This is a genomic window from Pseudomonas monteilii NBRC 103158 = DSM 14164 (genome assembly GCF_000730605.1).
In the GTDB taxonomy this organism is placed as follows: domain Bacteria; phylum Pseudomonadota; class Gammaproteobacteria; order Pseudomonadales; family Pseudomonadaceae; genus Aquipseudomonas; species Aquipseudomonas monteilii.
Genome location: NZ_BBIS01000008.1, coordinates 22029 through 43579, shown reverse-complemented (window position 1 = coordinate 43579; position 21551 = coordinate 22029). Strand labels below are relative to the sequence as shown.

23 protein-coding genes and 1 other RNA gene are annotated in these 21551 nt (G+C 61.5%); 7 read left to right on the top strand and 17 right to left on the bottom strand.

The features are described from left to right. Positions 1-5 precede the first annotated feature (5 nt). The 9 genes from mraY to rsmI form a co-directional block, all read right to left on the bottom strand. A complete protein-coding gene (mraY, locus tag PM2_RS02715) occupies positions 6-1088 on the bottom strand; it encodes a phospho-N-acetylmuramoyl-pentapeptide-transferase (RefSeq protein ID WP_016713560.1) in 1083 nt (360 codons plus the stop codon). Next, complete coding sequence (locus PM2_RS02710) at positions 1088-2455, bottom strand: UDP-N-acetylmuramoyl-tripeptide--D-alanyl-D-alanine ligase (protein WP_016713559.1); 1368 nt, start codon at positions 2453-2455, stop codon at positions 1088-1090. Before PM2_RS02710 ends, mraY begins: the two co-directional genes overlap by 1 nt. Beyond that, positions 2448-3938, bottom strand: coding sequence for a UDP-N-acetylmuramoyl-L-alanyl-D-glutamate--2,6-diaminopimelate ligase (locus tag PM2_RS02705; RefSeq protein WP_016713558.1), 1491 nt, complete (start codon positions 3936-3938; stop codon positions 2448-2450). Before PM2_RS02705 ends, PM2_RS02710 begins: the two co-directional genes overlap by 8 nt. After that, a complete protein-coding gene (locus PM2_RS02700; protein WP_161775512.1) occupies positions 3935-5683 on the bottom strand; it encodes a peptidoglycan D,D-transpeptidase FtsI family protein in 1749 nt (582 codons plus the stop codon). The genes PM2_RS02705 and PM2_RS02700 overlap by 4 nt, the downstream gene beginning before the upstream one ends. Continuing rightward, positions 5683-5976, bottom strand: coding sequence for a cell division protein FtsL (ftsL, locus tag PM2_RS02695; RefSeq protein ID WP_016713556.1), 294 nt, complete (start codon positions 5974-5976; stop codon positions 5683-5685). Before ftsL ends, PM2_RS02700 begins: the two co-directional genes overlap by 1 nt. Further along, entirely contained in the window at positions 5973-6920 is a 948-nt protein-coding gene (rsmH, locus tag PM2_RS02690) for a 16S rRNA (cytosine(1402)-N(4))-methyltransferase RsmH (protein ID WP_016713555.1), read from the bottom strand. The genes ftsL and rsmH overlap by 4 nt, the downstream gene beginning before the upstream one ends. Next, a complete protein-coding gene (mraZ, locus tag PM2_RS02685) occupies positions 6917-7372 on the bottom strand; it encodes a division/cell wall cluster transcriptional repressor MraZ (RefSeq protein ID WP_004575120.1) in 456 nt (151 codons plus the stop codon). Before mraZ ends, rsmH begins: the two co-directional genes overlap by 4 nt. 308 nt (positions 7373-7680) lie before the next feature. Continuing rightward, positions 7681-8056: RNase P RNA component class A (gene rnpB / locus PM2_RS29495), an RNA gene on the bottom strand. Positions 8057-8123: 67 nt separating this feature from the next. After that, entirely contained in the window at positions 8124-8999 is an 876-nt protein-coding gene (gene rsmI, locus PM2_RS02680; protein WP_016713554.1) for a 16S rRNA (cytidine(1402)-2'-O)-methyltransferase, read from the bottom strand. Between the two features lie 186 nt (positions 9000-9185). On the opposite strand from rsmI, the gene PM2_RS02675 reads away from it, so the two are divergent. From PM2_RS02675 to PM2_RS02655, 5 genes are all read left to right on the top strand, one after another. Beyond that, the gene (locus PM2_RS02675; RefSeq protein ID WP_028698613.1) at positions 9186-11003 is read left to right on the top strand and encodes a penicillin-binding protein activator; all 1818 of its coding nucleotides are present in this window, start codon (positions 9186-9188) and stop codon (positions 11001-11003) included. Further along, on the top strand, positions 11003-11374 hold the full coding sequence (locus PM2_RS29655; RefSeq protein ID WP_019098045.1) for a YraN family protein: 372 nt from the start codon (positions 11003-11005) through the stop codon (positions 11372-11374). The genes PM2_RS02675 and PM2_RS29655 overlap by 1 nt, the downstream gene beginning before the upstream one ends. An 86-nt stretch (positions 11375-11460) precedes the next feature. Next, entirely contained in the window at positions 11461-12054 is a 594-nt protein-coding gene (locus PM2_RS02665) for a phosphoheptose isomerase (protein WP_016713550.1), read from the top strand. Then, the gene (locus PM2_RS02660) at positions 12051-12629 is read left to right on the top strand and encodes a BON domain-containing protein (RefSeq protein WP_016713549.1); all 579 of its coding nucleotides are present in this window, start codon (positions 12051-12053) and stop codon (positions 12627-12629) included. Before PM2_RS02665 ends, PM2_RS02660 begins: the two co-directional genes overlap by 4 nt. 83 nt (positions 12630-12712) lie before the next feature. After that, positions 12713-12931, top strand: coding sequence for a YgdI/YgdR family lipoprotein (locus tag PM2_RS02655; RefSeq protein WP_016713548.1), 219 nt, complete (start codon positions 12713-12715; stop codon positions 12929-12931). Between the two features lie 50 nt (positions 12932-12981). Here the strand turns inward: PM2_RS02655 and PM2_RS02650 are convergent, their stop codons facing one another. From PM2_RS02650 to rplM, 7 genes are all read right to left on the bottom strand, one after another. Next, entirely contained in the window at positions 12982-13410 is a 429-nt protein-coding gene (locus tag PM2_RS02650) for a ClpXP protease specificity-enhancing factor (RefSeq protein ID WP_016713547.1), read from the bottom strand. Positions 13411-13420: 10 nt separating this feature from the next. Beyond that, complete coding sequence (locus PM2_RS02645; protein ID WP_028698614.1) at positions 13421-14044, bottom strand: glutathione S-transferase N-terminal domain-containing protein; 624 nt, start codon at positions 14042-14044, stop codon at positions 13421-13423. Between the two features lie 120 nt (positions 14045-14164). Then, positions 14165-14944 carry a cytochrome c1 gene (locus PM2_RS02640; RefSeq protein ID WP_016713545.1) on the bottom strand — a complete coding sequence of 260 codons (780 nt, stop codon included), beginning with the start codon at positions 14942-14944 and terminating at the stop codon, positions 14165-14167. Then, positions 14944-16155, bottom strand: coding sequence for a cytochrome b (locus tag PM2_RS02635; protein ID WP_003251825.1), 1212 nt, complete (start codon positions 16153-16155; stop codon positions 14944-14946). The genes PM2_RS02640 and PM2_RS02635 overlap by 1 nt, the downstream gene beginning before the upstream one ends. Next, a complete protein-coding gene (petA, locus tag PM2_RS02630; protein WP_003251823.1) occupies positions 16155-16748 on the bottom strand; it encodes a ubiquinol-cytochrome c reductase iron-sulfur subunit in 594 nt (197 codons plus the stop codon). The genes PM2_RS02635 and petA overlap by 1 nt, the downstream gene beginning before the upstream one ends. Positions 16749-17010: 262 nt before the next feature. After that, a complete protein-coding gene (gene rpsI, locus PM2_RS02625; RefSeq protein ID WP_003260797.1) occupies positions 17011-17403 on the bottom strand; it encodes a 30S ribosomal protein S9 in 393 nt (130 codons plus the stop codon). 14 nt (positions 17404-17417) lie between these two features. Then, on the bottom strand, positions 17418-17846 hold the full coding sequence (gene rplM, locus PM2_RS02620) for a 50S ribosomal protein L13 (protein WP_003251819.1): 429 nt from the start codon (positions 17844-17846) through the stop codon (positions 17418-17420). A gap of 257 nt (positions 17847-18103) precedes the next feature. Here rplM and PM2_RS02615 point away from each other — a divergent pair, with 257 nt between their 5' ends. Together PM2_RS02615 and PM2_RS02610 are read left to right on the top strand one after the other, a co-directional pair. Further along, on the top strand, positions 18104-19144 hold the full coding sequence (locus PM2_RS02615) for an NADP(H)-dependent aldo-keto reductase (protein ID WP_016713544.1): 1041 nt from the start codon (positions 18104-18106) through the stop codon (positions 19142-19144). Positions 19145-19354: 210 nt separating this feature from the next. After that, complete coding sequence (locus tag PM2_RS02610; RefSeq protein ID WP_174442268.1) at positions 19355-20275, top strand: GlxA family transcriptional regulator; 921 nt, start codon at positions 19355-19357, stop codon at positions 20273-20275. 33 nt (positions 20276-20308) lie between these two features. Here the strand turns inward: PM2_RS02610 and zapE are convergent, their stop codons facing one another. Continuing rightward, positions 20309-21403 carry a cell division protein ZapE gene (gene zapE, locus PM2_RS02605; RefSeq protein ID WP_016713542.1) on the bottom strand — a complete coding sequence of 365 codons (1095 nt, stop codon included), beginning with the start codon at positions 21401-21403 and terminating at the stop codon, positions 20309-20311. Positions 21404-21551 lie beyond the last annotated feature (148 nt).

The window sequence follows — 21551 nt, the reverse complement described above, 5'->3', positions numbered from 1 at the left end:
CTCATCTACCTCAGCTTCAGGGTTGCAAGGCCAATCAGCACCAGAATCACGGTGATGATCCAGAAGCGGACGATCACCCGTGGCTCTGGCCAGCCCTTGAGTTCAAAGTGGTGGTGGATCGGCGCCATGCGGAACACGCGCTTGCCGGTCAGCTTGAAGGAGGCGACCTGGATCACCACCGACAAGGTTTCCATGACGAAGATGCCGCCCATGATGAACAAGACGATTTCCTGGCGAACGATGACCGCGATAGTGCCCAGCGCCGCGCCCAGTGCCAGCGCACCGACGTCACCCATGAACACTTGCGCCGGGTAGGTGTTGAACCACAGGAAGCCCAGGCCCGCACCGATCAGCGCGCCGCAGAACACGATGAGTTCACCCGAGCCCGGCACGTAAGGGATCAGCAGGTATTCGGCGAACTTCACGTTACCCGACAGGTAGCAGAAGATGCCCAGGGCGCCGCCGACCATCACCGTCGGCATGATTGCCAGGCCGTCGAGGCCGTCGGTGAGGTTGACCGCGTTGCTGGAGCCGACGATGACGAAGTAGGTCAGCACCACGAAGCCGATGCCCAGCGGGATGGTGACGTCCTTGATGAACGGCAGGATCAACGTCGTCTCGACGCTGGTCGGCGCGGTCTTGTACAGGAACACGGCCGCAGCCAGACCGAACACCGACTGCCAGAAGTACTTCCAGCGGCTTGGCAGGCCACGCGAGTTCTTTTCGATCACCTTACGGTAGTCGTCGACCCAACCGATGGCACCGAACGCCAGGGTCACGATCAGCACCACCCACACGTAGCGGTTGGACAGATCAGCCCACAGCAGCGTGCTGATGGCGATGGCCGACAGGATCAATGCGCCACCCATGGTCGGGGTGCCGGACTTGGACAGGTGCGATTGCGGGCCGTCGTTACGCACGGCCTGGCCGATCTGACGAATTTGCAGGGTACGGATCATCCACGGCCCCAGCCACAGCGCCAGGGACAACGCGGTCAGTACACCAAGAATCCCACGCAGGGACAGGTACTGGAAGACCGCGAAGCCTTTGTGGAACTGTTGCAGATACTCGGCCAACAGCAGCAGCATTAATGTTTCTCCCCGCTGGCACCGCACAATGCCGCCACGACGTTTTCCATCGCAGCGCTGCGCGAGCCCTTGATCAAGATAGTGGTGTCGCTGGCACTTTCGGCGCTAACGGCGTCGATCAGCTCAGCTTGAGTAGCGAAATGACGACCATTGGCGCCGAACGCCTTGACCGCATATGTCATGTTGGAACCCACTGCGTATAGGGCATCGACCTTGCCACGCGCGTAGTCCCCCACCTGACGGTGGCCTTCTTCCGCCCATTGCCCCAGTTCGCCGATATCTCCAAGCACCAGGACGGTGCGCCCGGAAAAGCCGGCGAGTATATCAATGGCCGCGCACATGGAGGTGGGATTTGCGTTGTAACTGTCGTCAATTACCCGCACACCGTTCGGCGCGATCTGCGCGACGGTGCGGCCCTTGACCGGTTGTACCGCAGCCAGGCCGGCGGCGATGCCGCTAAGGCTCAGACCAACGGCATGGGCGGCAGCCGCAGCGGCCAAGGCATTGCTGACGTTGTGGGTACCCAGCAGGTTCAGCTGCACCGGCACGCTGCCATCAGGCCCATGCAGGGTGAACGACGGGCAGCCCCGGGCATCACGACCAATATGACTGGCATGGAAGTCTGCCTGCGGGTTATCCAGTGCAAAGGTGAAAATGCGGTGCTTGCCGGCACGCTTGCGCCAGATGTCGAACGCCTTGTCAGACAGGTTGAGGATGGCAGTACCGCCCTCGCCCAGGCCTTCGAGAATCTCGCCCTTGGCTTCAACGATCTTTTCCGGCCCGCCGAACTCGCCAACGTGGGCGGTACCGGCATTGTTGATGATGACCACCTGAGGCTTCGTCAGGCCGACGGTGTAGCGGATTTCACCAATGCGCGAGGCGCCCAGCTCGATCACCGCCGCGCTGTGCTCAGGGGCGATCTCCAGCAGGGTCAGCGGCGCGCCGAGGTCGTTGTTCAGGTTGCCACGGGTGGCGTGTACAAGGCCACGGGTACGCAGGATGCTGGCGAGCATCTCCTTGACGGTGGTCTTGCCGCTGGAACCGGTAATGGCAACAACAGGCTTGTCGAAAGCGGCACGGTTCAAGGCACCGAGTTGACCGAGCGCTACCCGGCAATCCTTGACCAGCAATTGCGGCAGATCGACACCGGCCACTTCACGCTCGACCAGGGCAGCGACCGCGCCTTTGGCCTTCACATCGGCCAGGTAGTCATGACCATCGAAACGCGGACCTGCCAAGGCGACGAACAGTTGCCCGGCGCTGACGCTGCGGCTGTCGATGCTGACACCGTTGAAGGTGGCGTCGCCACCGATTTGTTGACCACTCAGTGCTGTGGTCAGCTGGCTGAGTGACAGCGGCTTAAGCATGTGGAGCCTCCCAGGCTGCAAGTGCCTTCTCGGCTTCGGTCAGGTCGGAGAAGTCATGGCGCTGGCCATTGATCTCCTGATAATCCTCGTGCCCTTTGCCGGCCAGCACGATCACGTCGTTGGCAGCAGCGGTGGCAATCAGGTGCGCGATGGCTTCACCACGGCCTGCGACGAACTCGACCTCGGCAGGCTTGGCGAAACCGGGGCGGATGTCGTCGAAAATGCGCAGCGGGTCTTCGGTACGCGGGTTGTCATCGGTGACCAGTACGCGGTCGGCCAGGCGCTCGGCCACTTCGGCCATCAGCGGGCGCTTGCCGCGATCACGGTCGCCACCGCAGCCGAACAGGCACAGCAGCTTGCCGTGGGCGTGCGGGCGCAGGGCTTCGAGCACTTTCTCGAGGGCGTCCGGGGTGTGCGCGTAGTCGACCACCACCAGCGGCTTGTCGCCGCCACCCAGGCGCTGCATGCGGCCTACCGGCCCTTGCAGTTGCGGGGTGACCTTGAGGATTTCGTCCAGCGCATAGTCCAGCGCCAACAGGGTCGCCACGGCGGCGAGCATGTTGCTCAGGTTGAAGCGGCCCAGCAACTGGCTGCGCAGGGTACGTTCGCCCTGGGCGGTGACCAGGGTGGCGCGCACGCCATCGTCATTGAACACGGCTTCGCGGCAGAACAGCGAAGCCTCCGGGTTCTCCAGGCTGTAGCTGAGCAACCGGGTCTCGATATGGTCGAGACTCGGGCGACGGGCAAAATCGGCGGCCAGGCGACGGCCGAAATTGTCATCCAGGTTGACCACCTGGCAGCGCAGGCTCGGCCAGGCGAACAGTTTGGCCTTGGCGGCCTCATAGGCCTCCATGCTGCCGTGGTAGTCCAGGTGGTCGCGGGACAGGTTGGTCATGACCGCGATGTCGAATTCCAGCGCGGCGACCCGGCCCTGCTCCAGAGCATGGGAGGAAACCTCCATGGCCACGGCCTTTGCGCCACCTTTCTTGAGGTCGTTGAGGGTCGACTGTACGGCGATCGGGTCGGGCGTGGTCAGGCGGCCGCTCTGCAGCTCACCGTAGAACCCGGTCCCCAGGGTGCCAATCAGGCCACAGCGCTGGCCGAGCAGGTCGAGCGCCTGGGCCACCAGTTGGGTAACGCTGGTCTTTCCGTTGGTGCCGGTCACCCCCACCAGGTTCAACTGGCGGCTGGGCTCGCCATAGAAGCGCCCGGCAATATCCGACAACTGAGCGATCAGGCCTTTGACCGGAATCAGCGGCACATCGGTCAGCGGCAGCACGTTGGCGCCCTGCTCTTCGTAGGCCACGGCAGCGGCGCCACGGGCCAGGGCATCGGCAATATGCTCACGACCATCTACCTTGGCGCCCGGCACGGCCAGGAACAGGTCACCCGGGCGTACATTGCGGCTGTCCAGGGTCAGCTCACGAATCAGCGGGTCACGGCTGGCGTGGGCGAAAAGTTTGCTCAATGGCATTGTCATCATCCACGCCCTCCCTTGGCGGCTGCTGCGTTGACTTGCGATTGCACGGCGGGTGCCGCTGGCGCTGGTGGCGGCAGGTTATCCGGCGGCACGTTCATCAGGCGCAGGGTGCCGGACATGACCTTGCTGAATACCGGCGCAGAAACCAGGCCACCGAAGTAGCCGCCTTTACCCGGCTCGTCGATGACTACAACGATGGCGTAGCGCGGGTCGCTCATCGGACCGAAGCCGGCGAACAGCGAGCGGTAGGCGTTTTCGGTGTAGCCCTTGGAACCCACGGTGGCCTTACGCGCGGTACCGGACTTGCCGGCCACGTGATAGAACGGCACCTGGGCGCGGAACACGCCACGCGGCGCTTCGATCACCTGCTGCAGCATGCCCTGAACGGTTTCGGCGGTTTCCTTTGGAATGGCCTGCACAGCGTCCGGCGCCTTATCGACCTTGAGGATCGACAGCGGCACCATCTTGCCGTCGTTGGCCAGCGCCGCGTAGGCATGCACCAGTTGCAGGGCGGTCACCGACACGCCATAGCCATAGGACAAGGTTGCGGTCTCGGCCTTGCGCCACTCGCGGTGGTTAGGCAGGTTACCGACGCGCTCACCCGGGAAGCCAAGGCCGGTGTACTGACCCAGGCCGACCTGGGACATGACGCGGTAGATAGCCTCACCGCCAATATCGAAGGCGATCTTGCTCATGCCGACGTTACTGGAGTTGATCAGGATGCCGGTCAGGTCGAGGATCGGGCCTTCACTGCGCGACACGTCCTTGATGGTGTAGCGGCCGATCTGCAGGCTGCCCGGGTACACCTCGACCTTGTCGGTCGGTTTCCAGCGGCCGCTCTGCAGCGCCGCACTCATGGAGATCGGCTTGACCGTGGAGCCCGGCTCGAACACGTCGATGATCGCCCGGTTACGCATGGCGGCCGGGAACATGCTGCGGCGGTTGTTGGGGTTGTAGGTCGGCTGGTTGACCATGGCCAGGACCTCACCGGTCTTGACGTCCATGATCACCAGGCTGCCGGCCTTGGCGTCCTGTTCGGCAATGGCGTTGCGCAGTTCGCGGGTGGCCAGGTACTGCAGGCGCAGGTCTATCGACAACGCCAAGGTCTTACCGGCCTTGGCGTTCTTGGTTACCTGGATGTCTTTGATCAGCCTGCCGCGCCGGTCCTTGATCACCTGGCGCTTGCCGGGCACGCCGGCCAGCCACTCGTCGTAGGCCAACTCGACACCTTCGCGACCATGGTCGTCGAGGTCGGTGAAGCCGACCATGTGCGCAGTGACATCACCGGCCGGGTAGAAGCGACGGAATTCTTCCAGGCCGTACACACCGGGCACTTTCAGGTCGAGCACATGTTGGCCCTGCTCAGGGGTCAGGCCGCGGACCAGGTAGATGAATTCCTTGTTGGCTTGCTGGGTCAGGCGCTCGGTCAACTGCTGCGGGTTTTGCCCAAGCGCTGCGGCCAACTGCGGCCAGCGGTCTTTGGACGCCTGCATTTCCTTGGGGTTTGCCCACAGGGTGGTAACCGGGGTGCTCACGGCCAGCGGTTCACCGTTGCGGTCAGTAATCAGGCCACGGTGCGCCGGAATAGGGATATGACGCAGGCTACGCGCGTCGCCCTGCCCCTTGAGGAAGTCACGGTCAACGACCTGCAAATCGATGATGCGCCAGCAAATGGCACCGACCATGATGGCCAGCAGGCCGATCACCACGCGGAAGCGCCACGGGTAGAGTGCGCCTTCGAGTTTCATCATGGCGCCACCATCCGTACTTCGTCAGCCGAAGGTACGCGCATATTCAACTGCTCGGAAGCCAGGTTCTCGATACGGCTGGCAGCAGTCCAGGTGCTCTGTTCAAGAATCAGACGCCCCCACTCGGCCTGGGCCTTGTCACGCTCGTTCAGCTCACCGTACAAGGTGTTGAGCAACTGACGGTTCCAGTGCGCGCTGTAGGACACGGCGATAGCCGAAACCAGCACGGCAACGAACAGCAGAAGCATCAGGAAGCTTCCGCCTGGCAAGGGTTTGGCAAACAGCCTGCTCACCGCAGCTTCTCCGCCACGCGCATCACGGCGCTACGCGACCGTGGGTTGGCCTTGAGCTCGGCTTCGGAGGCGAACTGGGCCTTGCCGATAAGCTTGATTTTCGGCTCGAAGGCCTTGTGCTGTACCGGCAGGTTGCGCGGCAGGTTGTCGGCCTCGCCCTTGACCAGCTTGCGCATGAACAGCTTGACGATACGGTCTTCCAGCGAGTGGAAGCTGATCACCGCCAGGCGGCCACCGACTTCGAGGGCATCGAGCGCGGCCTCAAGACCGGCTTCCAGATCACCCAGTTCGTTGTTGACGTGAATGCGAAGGCCCTGGAAGGCACGGGTAGCCGGGTTCTTGCCTTTTTCCCAGGCAGGGTTGGCCACCTTGAGTACTTCCGCCAGGTCGGCGGTACGGGTGAAAGGCTCCTTTTCACGGCGCTCGACCACGGCACGCGCCATGCGGCCGGCGAAGCGCTCTTCACCGTACTCCTTGAAGACGCGGGCAATTTCTTCCATCGGCGCGGTGGCGATGAACTCGGCGGCACTGATGCCCTGGGCCGGGTTCATGCGCATGTCCAGCGGGCCGTCATTGAGGAAGCTGAAACCACGCTCGGGGTCATCCAGTTGCGGCGACGACACACCAAGGTCCAGCAACACGCCGCTGACCTTGCCGTGCAGGCCGCGCTCGGCCACTTCCGCGCCCAGCTCGGCAAAGCTGCGCTGCACAATGACAAAGCGGCCGTCTTCGGCCGCCAGCGCTTGCCCTGTGGCAATCGCCTGTGGATCTTTATCGAAGCCCAGCAGCCGCCCTTGCGGCCCGAGCTTGCTGAGAATCAGCCGGCTGTGTCCGCCACGGCCAAAGGTGCCGTCCAGATAGCAACCGTCGGCGCGCAGGGCCAATGCCTCGACAGCTTCGTCGAGCAGGACGGTAATGTGGTTGAAGCCGCTATCTATGGTCACAGGATCAGGTCACGCAATTCGTCGGGCATGGCGCCCGGTTGTTGAATAGCTGCAAGGTCGGCTGCCGAAACCGCGTTCCAGGCATCTTCATCCCACAGCTGGAATTTGTTCAGCTGCCCCACCAGCATCGCCTTCTTGTCGAGCTTGGCGTACTCACGCAGGCGGGGCGGCACCAGGAAACGGCCACTGCCATCGAGCTCCAGGTCAACCGCATTACCGATCAGCAAACGCTGCAGGCGACGGTTTTCCTCACGCAACGACGGCAAGGCACGCAACTTGGCTTCTATCTGTTCCCACTCATCGAGGGGATAAACACACAAGCAGGGGTCCACGGCGTCGATGGTCACGATCAGTTGACCATTGCAACGCGAATCGAGCTCGTCACGGTACCGGCTCGGCATGGCGAGACGACCCTTGGCATCGAGGCTGACGGCGTTGGCTCCGCGGAACACGGCTGCGATTCCCCACAATGTTAGCTTTTTTGTGTCAGAAAACCCACTTCATCCCACTTTCTGCCACTTGCGCACACTATAGGAATCCGCCCGCAGCACCGTCAAGGCACGTTCATAAGGAAAAGCCTTACAGGACCGAGATTTAGCGCGTTAAGAGAAGGTGGAAGCACTACCAAGGAGAAAAAAAGACGAGAAAAATCAAACCCACGCAAGCGAATGGAGTTCGAAGTTAAAGTGATTTATCAAGAGTAAGATTTTTTCGGTATTACCAGAGAGGATCTGCTATCGAATGAAGCAGAGAAGGAAAGGTGGAGAGTCGATCTGTAAGCCGGGTTTTGTCGAGGACAGTCATTCCTCTACGACGGCCATCACTGGACGCCTCTAGCAACCTACCCGGTTCCGACGCGGGCCACGCCTGATGGAACCCTATTTGGTCTTGCTCCGAGTGGGGTTTACCTAGCCACGCACTGTTGCCAGCCGTGCGGTGCGCTCTTACCGCACCTTTTCACCCTTACCGGCACCGAAGTGCTTAGGCGGTTATTTTCTGTGGCACTTTCCGTAGGCTCACGCCTCCCAGGCGTTACCTGGCACTCTGCCCTATGGAGCCCGGACTTTCCTCCCCCTGCTGCTCACACAACAAAAAGTTGCGGAACAAAAACAGGCAGCGACTGTCCGATCGACTCTCCGCCGACAAGGTTACCGGCACGCGCGATCAAGAACAAGCAATACCGGCATTTATATCAATTTGCCACTATTCAGCTTTCTGCTTTTCAAGGGCAAGTTGATACAACAGGTTCTTGCGCACCCCGGTAATTTCAGCCGCAAGTGCAGCCGCCCGCTTTAGCGGCAACTCGGCCAACAACAGGTCGAGCACCCGCTGGGCCTCGGCACTGATGGCCTGCTCGCCCTCCGGCGCACTCCAGCCACCCACCAATACCACGCACTCACCGCGCTGCTGGTTGCTGTCGCCGGCCACGAAGGCACGCAACTCAGCCAGCGGCAGGCCCTTGAGGGTCTCGAACGTCTTGGTCAGTTCGCGCGCCAGCAATGCCGGGCGGTCACCACCAAAAACCGCCTCCATGTCTTCAAGGCACTCCAGGATTCGGTGCGGGGCTTCATAGAAGATCAGCGTGCGCGGCTCTTCCTTTACCTGCTCCAGGCGTGCCCGGCGCCCCGCCTGCTTGGCTGGTAGGAACCCCTCGAAGATGAAGCGATCCGACGGCAAGCCGGCCGCCGACAGCGCAGCGATCAAAGCACAGGCACCCGGCACCGGCACCACATTCACCCCAGCGGCCCGCGCCTGGCGCACCAAGTGGTAGCCGGGGTCGGAAATCAGCGGGGTGCCGGCATCAGAGACCAATGCCACGTTCTCGCCAGCCAGCAGCTTGGTGAGGAAACGCCCGCCTTCGTCGCGCTCGTTGTGCTCATGACAGGCCGCCAGTGGCGTGTCGATGCCAAAGTGCTGCAACAGCCGGACCGAATGGCGGGTGTCCTCGGCGGCGATCAGCGCCACGTCCGCCAGCACCTTCAACGCCCGGGCGCTCATGTCATCGAGGTTGCCGATAGGGGTTGCCACCACATACAGCGTCCCCACCGTGGATTTCGAAGCCCCTGCCACATCAGTCACTGCGCACACCTGTCATTCGGATCAAAGGCGCCATTGTAGCCCGAGTGCCTGCAACAGGGCGCAAAGAACTTCACCAGCGACCGGCGGCAAGCCACCTATAGTGAAGGATCGACACGGCGACATCGCGCCCCGGCCAGTGCTTGGGTACAATTGCCGGCCAACTTGATCGAGTAACAGGACCTTTACATGATCGCTTGCCTGCGGCTGCTCACAGCCCTCTGCCTCGCTGCCCTGCTGGCAGCCTGCGCCAGCTCGCCCTCATCCAGCCTGGGCGAACTGCCACGCACCCCGGATGCCAGCATCGAGCAACTGCTCGAAAAGGCCGCTTCCAGCAAGTCTGCGGAAGACGCCGCCCTGCTGCGCCTGAGCGCAGCCGACCTGGCCTACAAGCAGAAGGATTTCCCACGCGCCGCACGCATCCTCGAGCAAGTGCCGCTGGACACGCTCAAGCCGGCCCAGCAAGTGTTCGCCAGCACCCTCGCTGCCGAACTGGCCATGAGCCGCAACCAACCCAAGGCCGCCCTGACAGCACTGGCTCACCCTAGCCTGCAGCGCGTCACCGAGCTTCCGGCAGAGCAGCAAGCACGCACCTACAGCGTGCACGCCGCCGCCCTCGAAGCCGACGGCCAGGCCCTGGCTGCTGCGCAACAGCGTGTACTGCTGACCCCGCTGCTCAGCGGCCAGGCCGCCAGTGCCAACAACGATGCCATCTGGGCACTGGTCGCCTCGCTGCCGGCAGAGCAACTGCAGCAGCCAGCCAACGACCAGACGCTGAGCGGCTGGACCAGCCTGGCCTTCGCCGTGAAAAGCGCCGGCACCCTGGAGCAGCAGCAAGCGGCTATCGAAGCCTGGGTCAAACAGCACCCGGACCACCCGGCAGCCCTGCAACTGCCGCAGGCACTGACCAAGCTCAAGGAACTGGCCAGCCAGCCGCTGACCAAAATTGCCCTACTGCTGCCGCAGGAAGGCCCGCTGGCCGGTGTTGCCCGCGCGTTGCGCGACGGCTTCATGGCCGCCCACTTCCAGGCCCAGCAGGCCGGCCAGCCAACGCCTGCAGTGCAGGTGTTCGACAGCTCGCGCATCGGCTCGCTCGATGATTTCTATCGCCAGGCCCAGGCCGCTGGCGTGCAACTGGTCATCGGCCCGCTGGAAAAACCGCTGGTGAAGCAACTGGCCGCCAAACCTCAGCTGCCCATTACCACTCTGGCCCTGAACTACGCTGACGCCGGTCAGAAGGCGCCGCCGCAGCTGTTCCAGTTCGGCCTGGCTGCCGAAGACGAGGCCCGCGAAGTTGCCCGCCGCGCACGCGCAGACGGCATGGTTCGCGCCGTGGCCCTGGTACCGAGTGGCGAATGGGGTGACCGCGTACTGGCCGCCTTCCGCCAGGACTGGGAAGGCAATGGCGGCACCCTGCTCGCCGCCGAGCGCATCGCCCAACCCGTCGCCCTGGCCCAGCAAATTGCCGACCTGTTCCAGCTGCGCCAGAGCGAGGGCCGCGCCAAGAGCCTGCAAAGCACGGTAGGCGGTAGCATCGCAGCACAACCGTCGCGCCGTCAGGACATCGACTTCATCTTCCTCGCCTCGACCCCACAGCAGGCACAGCAGATCAAGCCGACCCTGAACTTCCAGTACGCCGGTGACGTGCCTGTCTACGCTACCTCGAACCTGTACAGCGCCAGCGGCGACGTCAACCAGTACAATGACATGAACGGCATTCGCTTCTGCGAAACGCCATGGTTGCTCGACACCAGCAACAGCCTGCGCCAGCAAGTCGTGCAACAGTGGCCGCAAGCCGCTGGCAGCCTGGGCCGCCTGTATGCCATGGGCGTTGATGCCTACAGCCTGGCGCCGCGCCTGGGCCAGCTGAAAGCACTGCCGGACAACCGCGTCATGGGCCTTTCGGGCAGCCTGAGCATCAACGCCAACCAACGCGTCGAGCGCCAGCTGCCATGGGCCGAATTTGCCGGCGGCCAGATCAAGCGCCTGCCTGACACCCCGCGCTGATGGCCGCAGCATCACCAACCCGCGCCGGGCAAGCGGCAGAAAACCAGGCCCTTGAGTACCTTCAGGGGCAAGGTCTGCAACTGCTGGCGCGCAACTGGCGGTGCAAAGGCGGTGAGCTTGATCTGGTCATGCTTGACGCCGATACAGTAGTATTCGTCGAAGTCCGCTACCGGTTGCACGCGGGCTTCGGAGGCGCCCTCGACAGTATCGACGGGCGCAAGCAGAAACGGCTGGTGCTTGCCGCCACCCTGTTCCTGCAGAAGGAGCCCCATTGGGGCAACCACCCCTGCCGCTTCGACGTAGTCGCCCTGCAGGGCAGCCACCATGCAGGCAGACCGCTTCAATGGCTGAAAAACGCCTTCGAATGCTGAACCCACTTCGTTTTTTTTGCTCTATGTATCGCGGGCCGGTCGTTGTTGCGCGTAGCAAAGGCCACCGCCCTACTTAAGGTCACCCGATGGACATGCAATCCCGAATTCGCCGGCTGTTCCAGGCCAGCATCGATACCAAGCAACAGGCAATGGACATCCTGGCACCGCACATCGAGCAGGCCAGCCTGGTCATGGTCAATGCGCTGCTCAACGAGGGCAAGATGCTCGCCTGCGGCAACGGCGGATCGGCTGGCGATGCCCAGCACTTTTCCTCCGAGCTGCTCAACCGCTTCGAACGTGAACGCCCGAGCCTGCCTGCCATCGCGCTGACCACCGACAGCTCGACCCTGACCTCGATCGCCAACGACTACAGCTACAACGAAGTCTTTTCCAAGCAGATCCGCGCCTTGGGCCAGCCCGGCGACGTTCTGCTGGCGATCTCCACCAGCGGCAACTCGGCCAACGTGATCCAGGCGATCCAGGCCGCACATGACCGCGAAATGATTGTCGTAGCATTGACTGGCCGCGACGGCGGCGGCATGGCTTCGCTGCTGCTGCCCGAGGACGTGGAAATCCGCGTACCTTCCGCCGTTACCGCGCGCATCCAGGAAGTCCACCTGCTGGCGATCCACTGCCTGTGCGACCTGATCGACAGCCAACTGTTCGGGAGTGAAGAATGACCCCAATGCGCCTCGGCCTGATGGCCCTGACCCTGTGCCTGAGCGTCACCGGTTGCAGCTCGGTACTTACCTCTACACGCAATTCGCCGATCGAGGACGATCGCGGCACGCGCACCATCGGCAGTAAGATCGACGACTCGCTGATCGAGACCAAGGCCGCCGTGAACATTTCCAAGGCCAGCCCTGACCTGGACAAAGGCTCGCACATCGTTGTCAGCAGCTACAACGGCATCGTCCTGCTGGCCGGACAAACCCCGCGCGCCGACCTCAAGAGCCTTGCCGAGCAAACCGCCGGCCAGGTGCAGCGGGTCAAGAAAGTGCACAACGAACTGCAGGTGATGCAGCCCTCCTCCATCCTGGCACGCAACAACGACGCCTGGCTGACCACCAAGATCAAGACCCAGATGCTGACTGACAATGCCGTGCCCAGCTCGCGCATCAAGGTGATTACCGAAAACGGTATCGTCTACTTGCTCGGCCTGGTAACCCAGCAGGAGGCCAACTCGGCCACTGCCGTGGTACAGGGCGTGTCGGGCGTGCAGAAGATCGTCAAGCTGTTCGAATACATCGACTGATTCACGGTTTGCCGGAGCCGGCCCGTTACCGCCGGCTCGGGCAGACACAACACTTGTCTTTTCAGATACCCAGGAAACACCGCATGAAAACGTTTCTGCTGCCTGCCCTGTTGATCGGCACCTTCGCCACCCTGGCCGGCTGCTCCACCCCAAGCCTGATTACCCTCAACGATGGCCGTGAAATCCAGGCTGTCGATGCACCGAAGTTCGACCGCGACGCCGGTTTCTACGAATTCCAGCAACTCGATGGCAAGCGCACCCGCATCAACAAGGACCAGGTACGCACCATCAGCGACCTGTAATCCCGCGTTGCAACAAAGAAAAAGGCGATCCGGTTGGATCGCCTTTTTTGTTACTTGACCACTTTCAGGCTCGGTCGGCCACTTGGGCGTGGCGGCTGCCCACCCCCCTCTGGCGGCCCGTCGTCGTCCGGCTGCACGTCATCGTCTTCCAGCTCGTCGCCATCCATTGGCGACTCCAGCTCGAAGACCATGCCCTGGCCATTTTCGCGGGCATAGATACCCAGAATGGCGCCAACCGGCACGAACAGCGAGTGGGCCACTCCACTGAAACGGCCCTCGAAGCTGACCGCTTCGTTGTCCATGTGCAGGTGGCGCACGGCACTTGGCGAGATATTCAGGACAATCTGGCCATCACTGGCGAAACCATCCGGCACCTGAACTTTCGGGAATTCGGCATTGACCAGCATATGGGGCGTGCAATCGTTGTCGACGATCCACTCGTACAGTGCTCGAACCAGATAGGGGCGACTGGAGTTCATCAACGGCTCCTTAAAGCTTGCGCATTTCACGTTCTACGGAGGACAGGCTCGCCTGGAAAGGCTCGCGGGCGAACTGACGCTCCATGTAATCCAGCAGCGGCTTGGCTTGCCGCGGCAACTCGATACCCAACACCGGCAAACGCCAGAGTATGGGCAGTAGACAGCAATCGACCAGGCTTTGCTCATCGCTCATGAAACAGGCGAATTCATTGAACAGCGGCGAAACGCCGGTCAGGCTTTCGCGCAAGGCCTTGCGCGCTTCGGTTCTGGCAGCCTCACTGCTGCGTGAATCGAGCACGGTATCGGCCAGGGCACACCAGTCGCGCTGAATGCGGTGCATCAGCAAGCGGCTGTTGCCGCGCGCAACCGGGTACACCGGCAGCAGCGGCGGGTGCGGGTAACGCTCCTCCAGGTATTCCATCACCACGGTCGACTCATACAACGCCAGGTCACGGTCGACCAGGGTCGGCACGCTGCCGTAAGGGTTCACCTCGACCAGCTTGGGCGGCAGGCGGGCGGGGTCGACATCGATGACCTGTACGGTGACGCCCTTCTCGGCTAGCACCAGGCGTACCCGATGAGAATAGTGATCAGCGGGGTCGGAATAGCAGGCTAACCTGTTGGTTGCGCCCATGTAGCGGCTCCTCGCACGGGATGCTTATGCAACTGTAAATGAAAACGCGCCCGGGGCGCCCCCCGGCATTTCTGCTAGGGGCGCCCCGGGCGCGTTCAACAACCAGAAACTACTGCGTGATCAGTGCACGTCCTTCCAGTATTCACGCTTGAGCAAGTAGGCGAATACGAAGAAGAAAGCCAGGTACAGCAACACATAGGTACCGATGCGCTGGCTTTCCAGTTTGACCGGGTTGGCCGAATAGGCCAGGAAGGTCACCAGGTTCTTGACCTTCTCGTCGAACTGCTCGGTCGTCAGGGTACCGGATTTCGGCGTAATGGTCAGCTGGTCGCAGGCTTCATGGGTGATCGGGCTACCGGTCAATGGGTCGAACTGCTTCTTGCCATCGGTTACGGTCTGCACCTGCTTGCAACCAATCACCTGATTGCCTTGCAGGCCGACCAGCACGTTGGGCATGCCAACGTTCGGGAACACCTTGTTGTTCACCCCGTAAGGCCGCGACGGGTCCTCATAGAAGCTACGCAGGTAGGTGTACAGCCAGTCGGTACCGCGCACCCGAGCCACCAGCGTCAGGTCGGGCGGCGCGGCGCCAAACCAGGTCTTGGCGTCACTGGGCTTCATGCCGATCTGCATGTGGTCACCAATCTTGGCACCGGTGAACACCAGCTTCTCCAGCATCAGTTCGTGAGGGATGCCGAGGTCATCGGCCACACGCTCGTAACGCTGGAACTTGGCACTGTGGCAACCCATGCAATAGTTGGCAAAGGTGCGCGCACCGTCCTGCATGGCGGCCTTGTCGGTCAGGTCGATATCGACCTTGTCCAGCTCCAGGCCGGGTTCGGCAGCGAACGAAAAGGCAGGCATCACTGCCAGCAAAAATACTGCAATCAACTTTTTCATCAGCCAGTCACCCTTTCCGGAACCGGTTTGGTCTTCTCGAGCCTTGTGTAGAACGGCATCAGCAGGAAGTAGGCGAAGTACAACACCGTGCATACCTGCGACAGCAAGGTGCGCCCAGGTGTCGGCGCCAGTACGCCCAGCACGCCGAGAATGACGAAGGCCACGCAGAACACCAGCAGGAAGACCTTGCTGATCCAGCCCTTGTAACGCATGGAACGCACCGGGCTGCGGTCGAGCCAGGGCAGCACGAACAGCACGGCGATGGCCGCACCCATGGCGATGACGCCCATCAGCTTGTCAGGTACCGCACGCAAAATGGCGTAGAACGGTGTGAAGTACCACACAGGCGCAATGTGCTCAGGCGTCTTGAAGGCGTTGGCCTGCTCGAAGTTCGGTTTCTCCAGGAAGTAACCGCCCATTTCAGGGAAGAAGAACACCACCGCGCAGAACACGAACAGGAACACCACCACGCCAACAATGTCCTTGACGGTGTAGTACGGGTGGAACGGGATGCCGTCCAGCGGAATGCCGTTTTCGTCCTTTTTCTTCTTGATGTCGACGCCATCGGGGTTGTTCGAACCCACTTCGTGCAGGGCAAGGATGTGCAGCACCACCAGGCCGAGGATGACGATGGGCAGTGCGACCACATGCAGGGCGAAGAAGCGGTTCAGGGTGATACCCGAGATGAGGTAGTCGCCACGGATCCACTGAGTGAGGTCGTCGCCAATCACCGGAATGGCGCCAAACAGCGAGATGATCACCTGGGCACCCCAGTACGACATCTGCCCCCACGGCAGCAGGTAGCCCATGAAGGCTTCAGCCATCAGCGCCAGATAGATCAGCATACCGAACAGCCAGACCAGTTCGCGTGGCTTCTGGTAGGAGCCGTACAGCAGGCCACGGAACATGTGCAGGTAGACCACGATGAAGAACGCCGACGCACCGGTGGAGTGCAAATAGCGCAGGATCCAGCCGTATTCCACGTCACGCATGATGTACTCGACCGAGGCGAATGCCTCTTCCGCCGAGGGCGTAAAGCTCATGGTCAGCCATACGCCGGTGACGATCTGGTTGACCAGCACCAGCAGCGCCAGGGAGCCGAAGAAGTACAGGAAGTTGAAGTTCTTGGGCGCGTAATACTTGCTCAGGTGGTCTTCCCACATCTTGGTGGCGGGGAAGCGAGCATCAATCCAGTCCATGAACTTGCTCATCATGCGTTCTCCTGGTCGACGCCGATGACGATGATCTCGTCCGACTCGTAAGAGTGCGGTGGCACTGGCAGGTTGAGAGGTGCCGGCTGCGACTTGTAGACGCGACCAGCGAGGTCGTAGTGAGAGCCGTGGCACGGGCAGAAGTAGCCCCCTACCCACTTTGGACCGAGATCAGCAGGCGCCACTTCCGGGCGGAAGGTGGGCGAACAACCCAGGTGCGTGCACAGGCCGACGAGAATGAGGATTTCCGGCTTGATCGAGCGAACCTCAGGGTCGACGTAGGCCGGCTGCACCGAGGCCTTGGACTCTGGATCAGAAAGGTCGCCGGTGATTTTTTTCAGGTTACCGAGGATTTCCTCCGTTCGCCGCACAATGAACACCGGCTGGCCACGCCACTCGGCCACCATCTGCTGCCCGGCCTCGACCTTGGCGATATTGACCTTCACCGGTGCACCCGCGGCTTTCGCCTTGGCACTGGGAAACCATGACCCCACGAACGGTACCGCAGCCCCCACTGCTCCCGCTGCCCCGACCACGGATGTCGCGGCTACGAGGAAGCGGCGCCGGCCTGCGTTGACGCCGTCATTGCTCATTCAGTCCTCTCCCATCAGCTTGCTTGGCCTGTTGAACCAGGCTTGTACTTAGGTTGTGTCAATGGCACTAAAAATTGGCCGCCATGGTAAGAAACAAATCCACACACTGACAAGGTGATTACCCCGCAAGAGGCGACAACCCGCGTTTTGCTTGATCTGCGTCTATGCGACAAGCGGCCACTGACATGCTGACAGGTTAGTTCAAGCCAAAAAAAAAGCCCGGTTCCAAGGAACCGGGCTTTTCTCGACTGCCGAAGCGGTATTAACGCTTGGAGTACTGAGGACGCTTACGCGCTTTACGCAGACCCACTTTCTTACGCTCGACTTCACGAGCATCGCGGGTGACGTAGCCAGCACGACGCAGAGCGCCACGCAGGGTTTCGTCGTATTCCATCAGAGCGCGGGTGATACCGTGACGGATCGCACCGGCCTGACCGCTGACACCACCACCGGAAACGGTGACGTAGATGTCGAACTTCTCAACGGTTTCGGTCAGCTCGAGTGGCTGGCGAACAACCATGCGAGCGGTTTCGCGACCGAAGAACACGTCCAGAGAACGGTTGTTGATGGAAATGTTACCAGTACCCGGACGCAGGAATACGCGAGCGGTTGCGGTCTTGCGACGGCCAGTGCCGTAGTTTTGAGTCGCCGACATAATGAACCTTCCCGTTAGATCTTCAGTTCTTGAGGCTGCTGAGCAGTGTGTGGGTGAGCAGCACCCGCGTACACTTTCAGCTTGCGGTACATGTCGCGACCCAGCGGGTTCTTAGGCAGCATGCCTTTGACCGCGGTTTCGATAACACGCTCTGGGGCCTTGGCGATCAACTTCTCGAAGTTGATTTCCTTGATACCGCCCGGGAAACCGGAGTGGGAGTAGTACATTTTGTCGGAAGACTTGGCACCAGTCACACGAACCTGCTCGGCGTTGATAACGACGATGTAGTCGCCGGTGTCAACGTGAGGGGTGTATTCTGGTTTGTGTTTGCCACGCAGACGGGTAGCGATTTCGGTAGCCAGACGACCCAGGGTCTGGCCAGCGGCGTCAACTACGAACCACTCGCGCTTTACTGTTTCCGGTTTAGCAGTAAAAGTTTTCATTCTCTAAAGCCTCAGAGGCCGCCCAGCGAAAAATAGACGGCGAATCTTACTGGATAGTGCACAGCTTGCCAAGGGCAAGCGCGCAGCCGAACGCTGACGCTTTTGGGGGCTCGGGTCGGGCACGCCAATGTTCGACGGGGTTCTTCCTGCGTGGTGGTGCATCACTTCCGCCACACGGAGAGGGGCCGAATTATCCAGATTGCGCGAAAAATTTCAACCTGCTTTGATGGGCTTCTTTGCCAAGGAGTGTCTACCTGATGGAATACCGCCAGCTCGGCCGTACCGACCTCAACGTCAGCGCCCTGTGCCTGGGCACCATGACCTGGGGCGAACAGAACGTTCAGGCCGAAGCCTTCGAACAGATCGCCCGGGCCAAGGCCGCCGGGGTCAACTTCATCGACACCGCCGAGATGTACCCGGTGCCGCCCCGCCCGGAAACCTACGCAGCCACCGAGCGCATCATCGGCAACTGGTTCCGTGAGCAAGGCGACCGTGACGACTGGGTGCTGGCCAGCAAGGTCGCAGGCCCCGGCAACGGCATCAGCCACATTCGCGACGGCCAGCTCAAACACAACCGTCAGCACATCGTCGCAGCACTGGACGAGAGCCTGAAGCGCCTGCAGACCGACCGCATCGACTTGTACCAGTTGCACTGGCCGGAGCGCAGCACCAACTTCTTCGGCAAGCTGGGCTACCAGCACCTGCCACAGGACCACTTCACCCCGCTGGAAGAAACCCTCGAAGTACTCGACGAACAGGTGCGTGCGGGCAAGATCCGCCACGTCGGCCTGTCCAACGAAACACCGTGGGGCACCATGAAGTTTCTGCAACTGGCCGAAAGCCGTGGCTGGCCACGGGCGGTATCGATCCAGAACCCTTACAACCTGCTCAACCGCAGTTTCGAGGTGGGCCTGGCGGAAGTGGCCATCCGTGAGCAGTGCGGCCTGCTGGCCTACTCGCCGCTGGCCTTCGGCATGCTCTCGGGCAAATACGAGAACGGTGCACGGCCGGAGAATGCCCGCCTGACCCTCTTCAGCCGCTTTGCCCGCTATTCCAACCCGCAGACCGTGGCGGCCTGCAGCCGCTACGTGCAACTGGCCCGCGAGCATGGCCTGGACCCGGCGCAGATGGCCCTGGCATTCGTGACCCGGCAGCCTTTCGTGACCAGCAACATCATTGGCGCGACCAGCCTCGCGCAACTGGAGAGCAACCTGGCCAGCATTGAGTTGAACCTGAGCGACGAGCTGCTGGCAGGGATCGAGGCGATTCACCAGGAGCAGCCCAACCCTGCGCCTTGAGCAATCCTGTAACGCCCTCTTCGCGGGTAACCCCGCGAAGAGGCCGCGCGCTGTACCGGGGTAGACACCATCGCCAAAAAATAAGACGATCCAGCCGGTGATTGACCACTCTACCCTATAAGAACAATGACAATGATGTTTACCCAACCCTCCGCGTCGCTGCGGCGCGTCAGCATCCTGGCCATTGACAAGGTGTTCGCTTCGACCTTGATGCAAGCCAAGGATTTCTTCCACCTCGCCAGCCTGCGCTACAGCAAGCAGCTGGGCCTGGGCCTGCAGCCCATGTTCGAAATCCGCCTGGTGAGCCCCGACGGCCAGCCTGTGGACAGTTTCAGCAATGTGCAGCTACCGGTCGACGGTGGCCTGGACGATGCCGACGTGATCATCCTCCCGGCCTACTGGGACGACTTCGACAACCTGCTGCAACGCTACCCACAGGTACTACCGTGGCTGCGCGACCAGCATGCGCGCGGCGCGGTGCTGTGCGCCGAGGCCAGTGGTGTGTTCTGGCTGGCCGAGTCCGGCCTGCTCGATGGCAAGGAGGCGACCACCTACTGGCGCTTCTTCAACAGCTTTGCCGAGCGCTTTCCGAAGATCCGGCTGAACCAGGACAAGCACCTGACCGACGCCGACAATATCTATTGCGCGGGCGGCGCTACCTCGGCCTGCGACCTGTACATCTACCTGATCGAACGCTTCTGCGGCGCCAACGTGGCCCGCGCCGTGGCCCGCGACATCCTCTACGAAGTCCAGCGCAACTACACCCCGGGGCGTATGGGCTTTGGCGGGCAGAAGCTGCACCAGGACCTGATCATCCTGCAGATCCAGCACTGGCTGGAAGAGCACTTCGCCGACAAGTTCCGCTTCGAGGATGTGGCCCGCAACCACGGCATGAGCATCCGCAACTTCATGCGCCGCTTCCAGGGTGCGACGGGCGACAAGCCGCTGCACTACCTGCAACGGCTACGGATCGAGACAGCCAAGGGGTTGTTGTCGAGTACACGCAAGAGCATCAAGACCATCAGCTATGAGGTCGGTTATGACGATGCCAGTTTCTTTGCGCGGCTGTTCCGTCAGCACACCGAGTTGTCGCCGAACCAATACCGGCAGCAGTTCATGCAAGAGGCTTGAGACCAATGGGGCCGCGTTGCGGCCCCAGCAATCTTATGGCTTGTGTGCGCGCGACAGGAATTCGTGCGACTGCATCTCCAGCAACCGGCTCAGGGTGCGCTGGAACTCGAAGCTCAGACGCCCACCGGTATACAGGTCCTTCAGCTCGACCTCGGCCGAAATGATCAGCTTGACGTTACGGTCGTAGAACTCGTCCACCATGTTGATGAAACGGCGGGCGATGTCGTCGGTGGTAACGCCCATCTGCTCCACGTTGCTCAGCAGTACGGCATGGAAAATCTTGCCCAGCTCGATGTAGTCGTTCTGGCTACGCGGCCCGTCGCACAGGGCGCGGAAGTCGAACCAGGCAACGTCATCGCAAGTACGCAGCGCATTGATCGGGCGGTTCTCGATCATCAACACGTCGTTCTCGACCGCCTGGGTGCATTCAGGGGTCAGTGCCTTGAAGCTGGCGCGCATGCTCTGGTGCGCCGCATCGTTGAGCGGGAAGTGGAACAGCTCGGCCTGCTCCAGGTGACGCAGGCGGTAGTCGACGCCGCTGTCGACGTTCACCACGTCGGTGTACTGCTTGATCATGGCGATGGCCGGCAGGAAGCGCGCACGTTGCAGGCCGTCCTTGTACAGGCCGTCCGGCACGATGTTGGAGGTAGCCACCAGCGACACGCCGTTCTTGAACAGCTCTTCCATCAAGGTGCCGAGGATCATGGCGTCGGTAATGTCCGACACGAAGAATTCGTCGAAGCAAATTACCTTGGCTTCTTCGCTGAAACGCTTGGCAATGATGGTCAGCGGGTTCTTCTCGCCCTTGAGGGTTTTCATTTCCTCGTGCACACGCTTCATGAAGCGGTGGAAGTGCGTACGCATCTTCTGCTTGAACGGCAGCGCTTCGTAGAAGGTATCGACCAGATAGGTCTTGCCTCGCCCTACCCCACCCCAGAAGTACAGGCCCTTGACCGGGGCCTGCTCCTTCTTGCCGAACAGCTTGCCGAACACGCCCGGCTTGTTGTTCTGCGCGTGCACCAGGTCGTCGTACAGGCGCTGCAGGTGACGCACCGCAGTTTCCTGCGCCGCGTCATGGAAGAAGTCGGGACGTTTCAGATCTGCTTGATAGCGTTCTAAGGGAGTCATGATTCGTTAGCGAGGCAACAAAAAACGGGCCGTCACTGTAGCGACAGGCCCGCTTAATGGCAATGAGACTTGCGTCAATATGCCTCATCCAGTACAGCTTTGCGCTGGATGGCACCGGCGTTGCCGGTGTTCGCGAGTAAACTCGCTC

Bases quoted from the DNA above. Each gene is read 5' to 3' on its own strand.
- mraY (WP_016713560.1), bottom strand. From the start codon at position 1,088: ATGCTGCTGCTGTTGGCCGAGTATCTGCAACAGTTCCACAAAGGCTTC.
- PM2_RS02710 (WP_016713559.1), bottom strand. From the start codon at position 2,455: ATGCTTAAGCCGCTGTCACTCAGCCAGCTGACCACAGCACTGAGTGGT.
- PM2_RS02705 (WP_016713558.1), bottom strand. From the start codon at position 3,938: ATGATGACAATGCCATTGAGCAAACTTTTCGCCCACGCCAGCCGTGAC.
- PM2_RS02700 (WP_161775512.1), bottom strand. From the start codon at position 5,683: ATGAAACTCGAAGGCGCACTCTACCCGTGGCGCTTCCGCGTGGTGATC.
- PM2_RS02675 (WP_028698613.1), top strand. From the start codon at position 9,186: ATGATCGCTTGCCTGCGGCTGCTCACAGCCCTCTGCCTCGCTGCCCTG.
- PM2_RS29655 (WP_019098045.1), top strand. From the start codon at position 11,003: ATGGCCGCAGCATCACCAACCCGCGCCGGGCAAGCGGCAGAAAACCAG.
- PM2_RS02665 (WP_016713550.1), top strand. From the start codon at position 11,461: ATGGACATGCAATCCCGAATTCGCCGGCTGTTCCAGGCCAGCATCGAT.
- PM2_RS02660 (WP_016713549.1), top strand. From the start codon at position 12,051: ATGACCCCAATGCGCCTCGGCCTGATGGCCCTGACCCTGTGCCTGAGC.
- PM2_RS02655 (WP_016713548.1), top strand. From the start codon at position 12,713: ATGAAAACGTTTCTGCTGCCTGCCCTGTTGATCGGCACCTTCGCCACC.
- PM2_RS02650 (WP_016713547.1), bottom strand. From the start codon at position 13,410: ATGAACTCCAGTCGCCCCTATCTGGTTCGAGCACTGTACGAGTGGATC.
- PM2_RS02645 (WP_028698614.1), bottom strand. From the start codon at position 14,044: ATGGGCGCAACCAACAGGTTAGCCTGCTATTCCGACCCCGCTGATCAC.
- PM2_RS02640 (WP_016713545.1), bottom strand. From the start codon at position 14,944: ATGAAAAAGTTGATTGCAGTATTTTTGCTGGCAGTGATGCCTGCCTTT.
- PM2_RS02635 (WP_003251825.1), bottom strand. From the start codon at position 16,155: ATGAGCAAGTTCATGGACTGGATTGATGCTCGCTTCCCCGCCACCAAG.
- petA (WP_003251823.1), bottom strand. From the start codon at position 16,748: ATGAGCAATGACGGCGTCAACGCAGGCCGGCGCCGCTTCCTCGTAGCC.
- rpsI (WP_003260797.1), bottom strand. From the start codon at position 17,403: ATGTCGGCGACTCAAAACTACGGCACTGGCCGTCGCAAGACCGCAACC.
- rplM (WP_003251819.1), bottom strand. From the start codon at position 17,846: ATGAAAACTTTTACTGCTAAACCGGAAACAGTAAAGCGCGAGTGGTTC.
- PM2_RS02615 (WP_016713544.1), top strand. From the start codon at position 18,104: ATGGAATACCGCCAGCTCGGCCGTACCGACCTCAACGTCAGCGCCCTG.
- PM2_RS02610 (WP_174442268.1), top strand. From the start codon at position 19,355: ATGCAAGCCAAGGATTTCTTCCACCTCGCCAGCCTGCGCTACAGCAAG.
- zapE (WP_016713542.1), bottom strand. From the start codon at position 21,403: ATGACTCCCTTAGAACGCTATCAAGCAGATCTGAAACGTCCCGACTTC.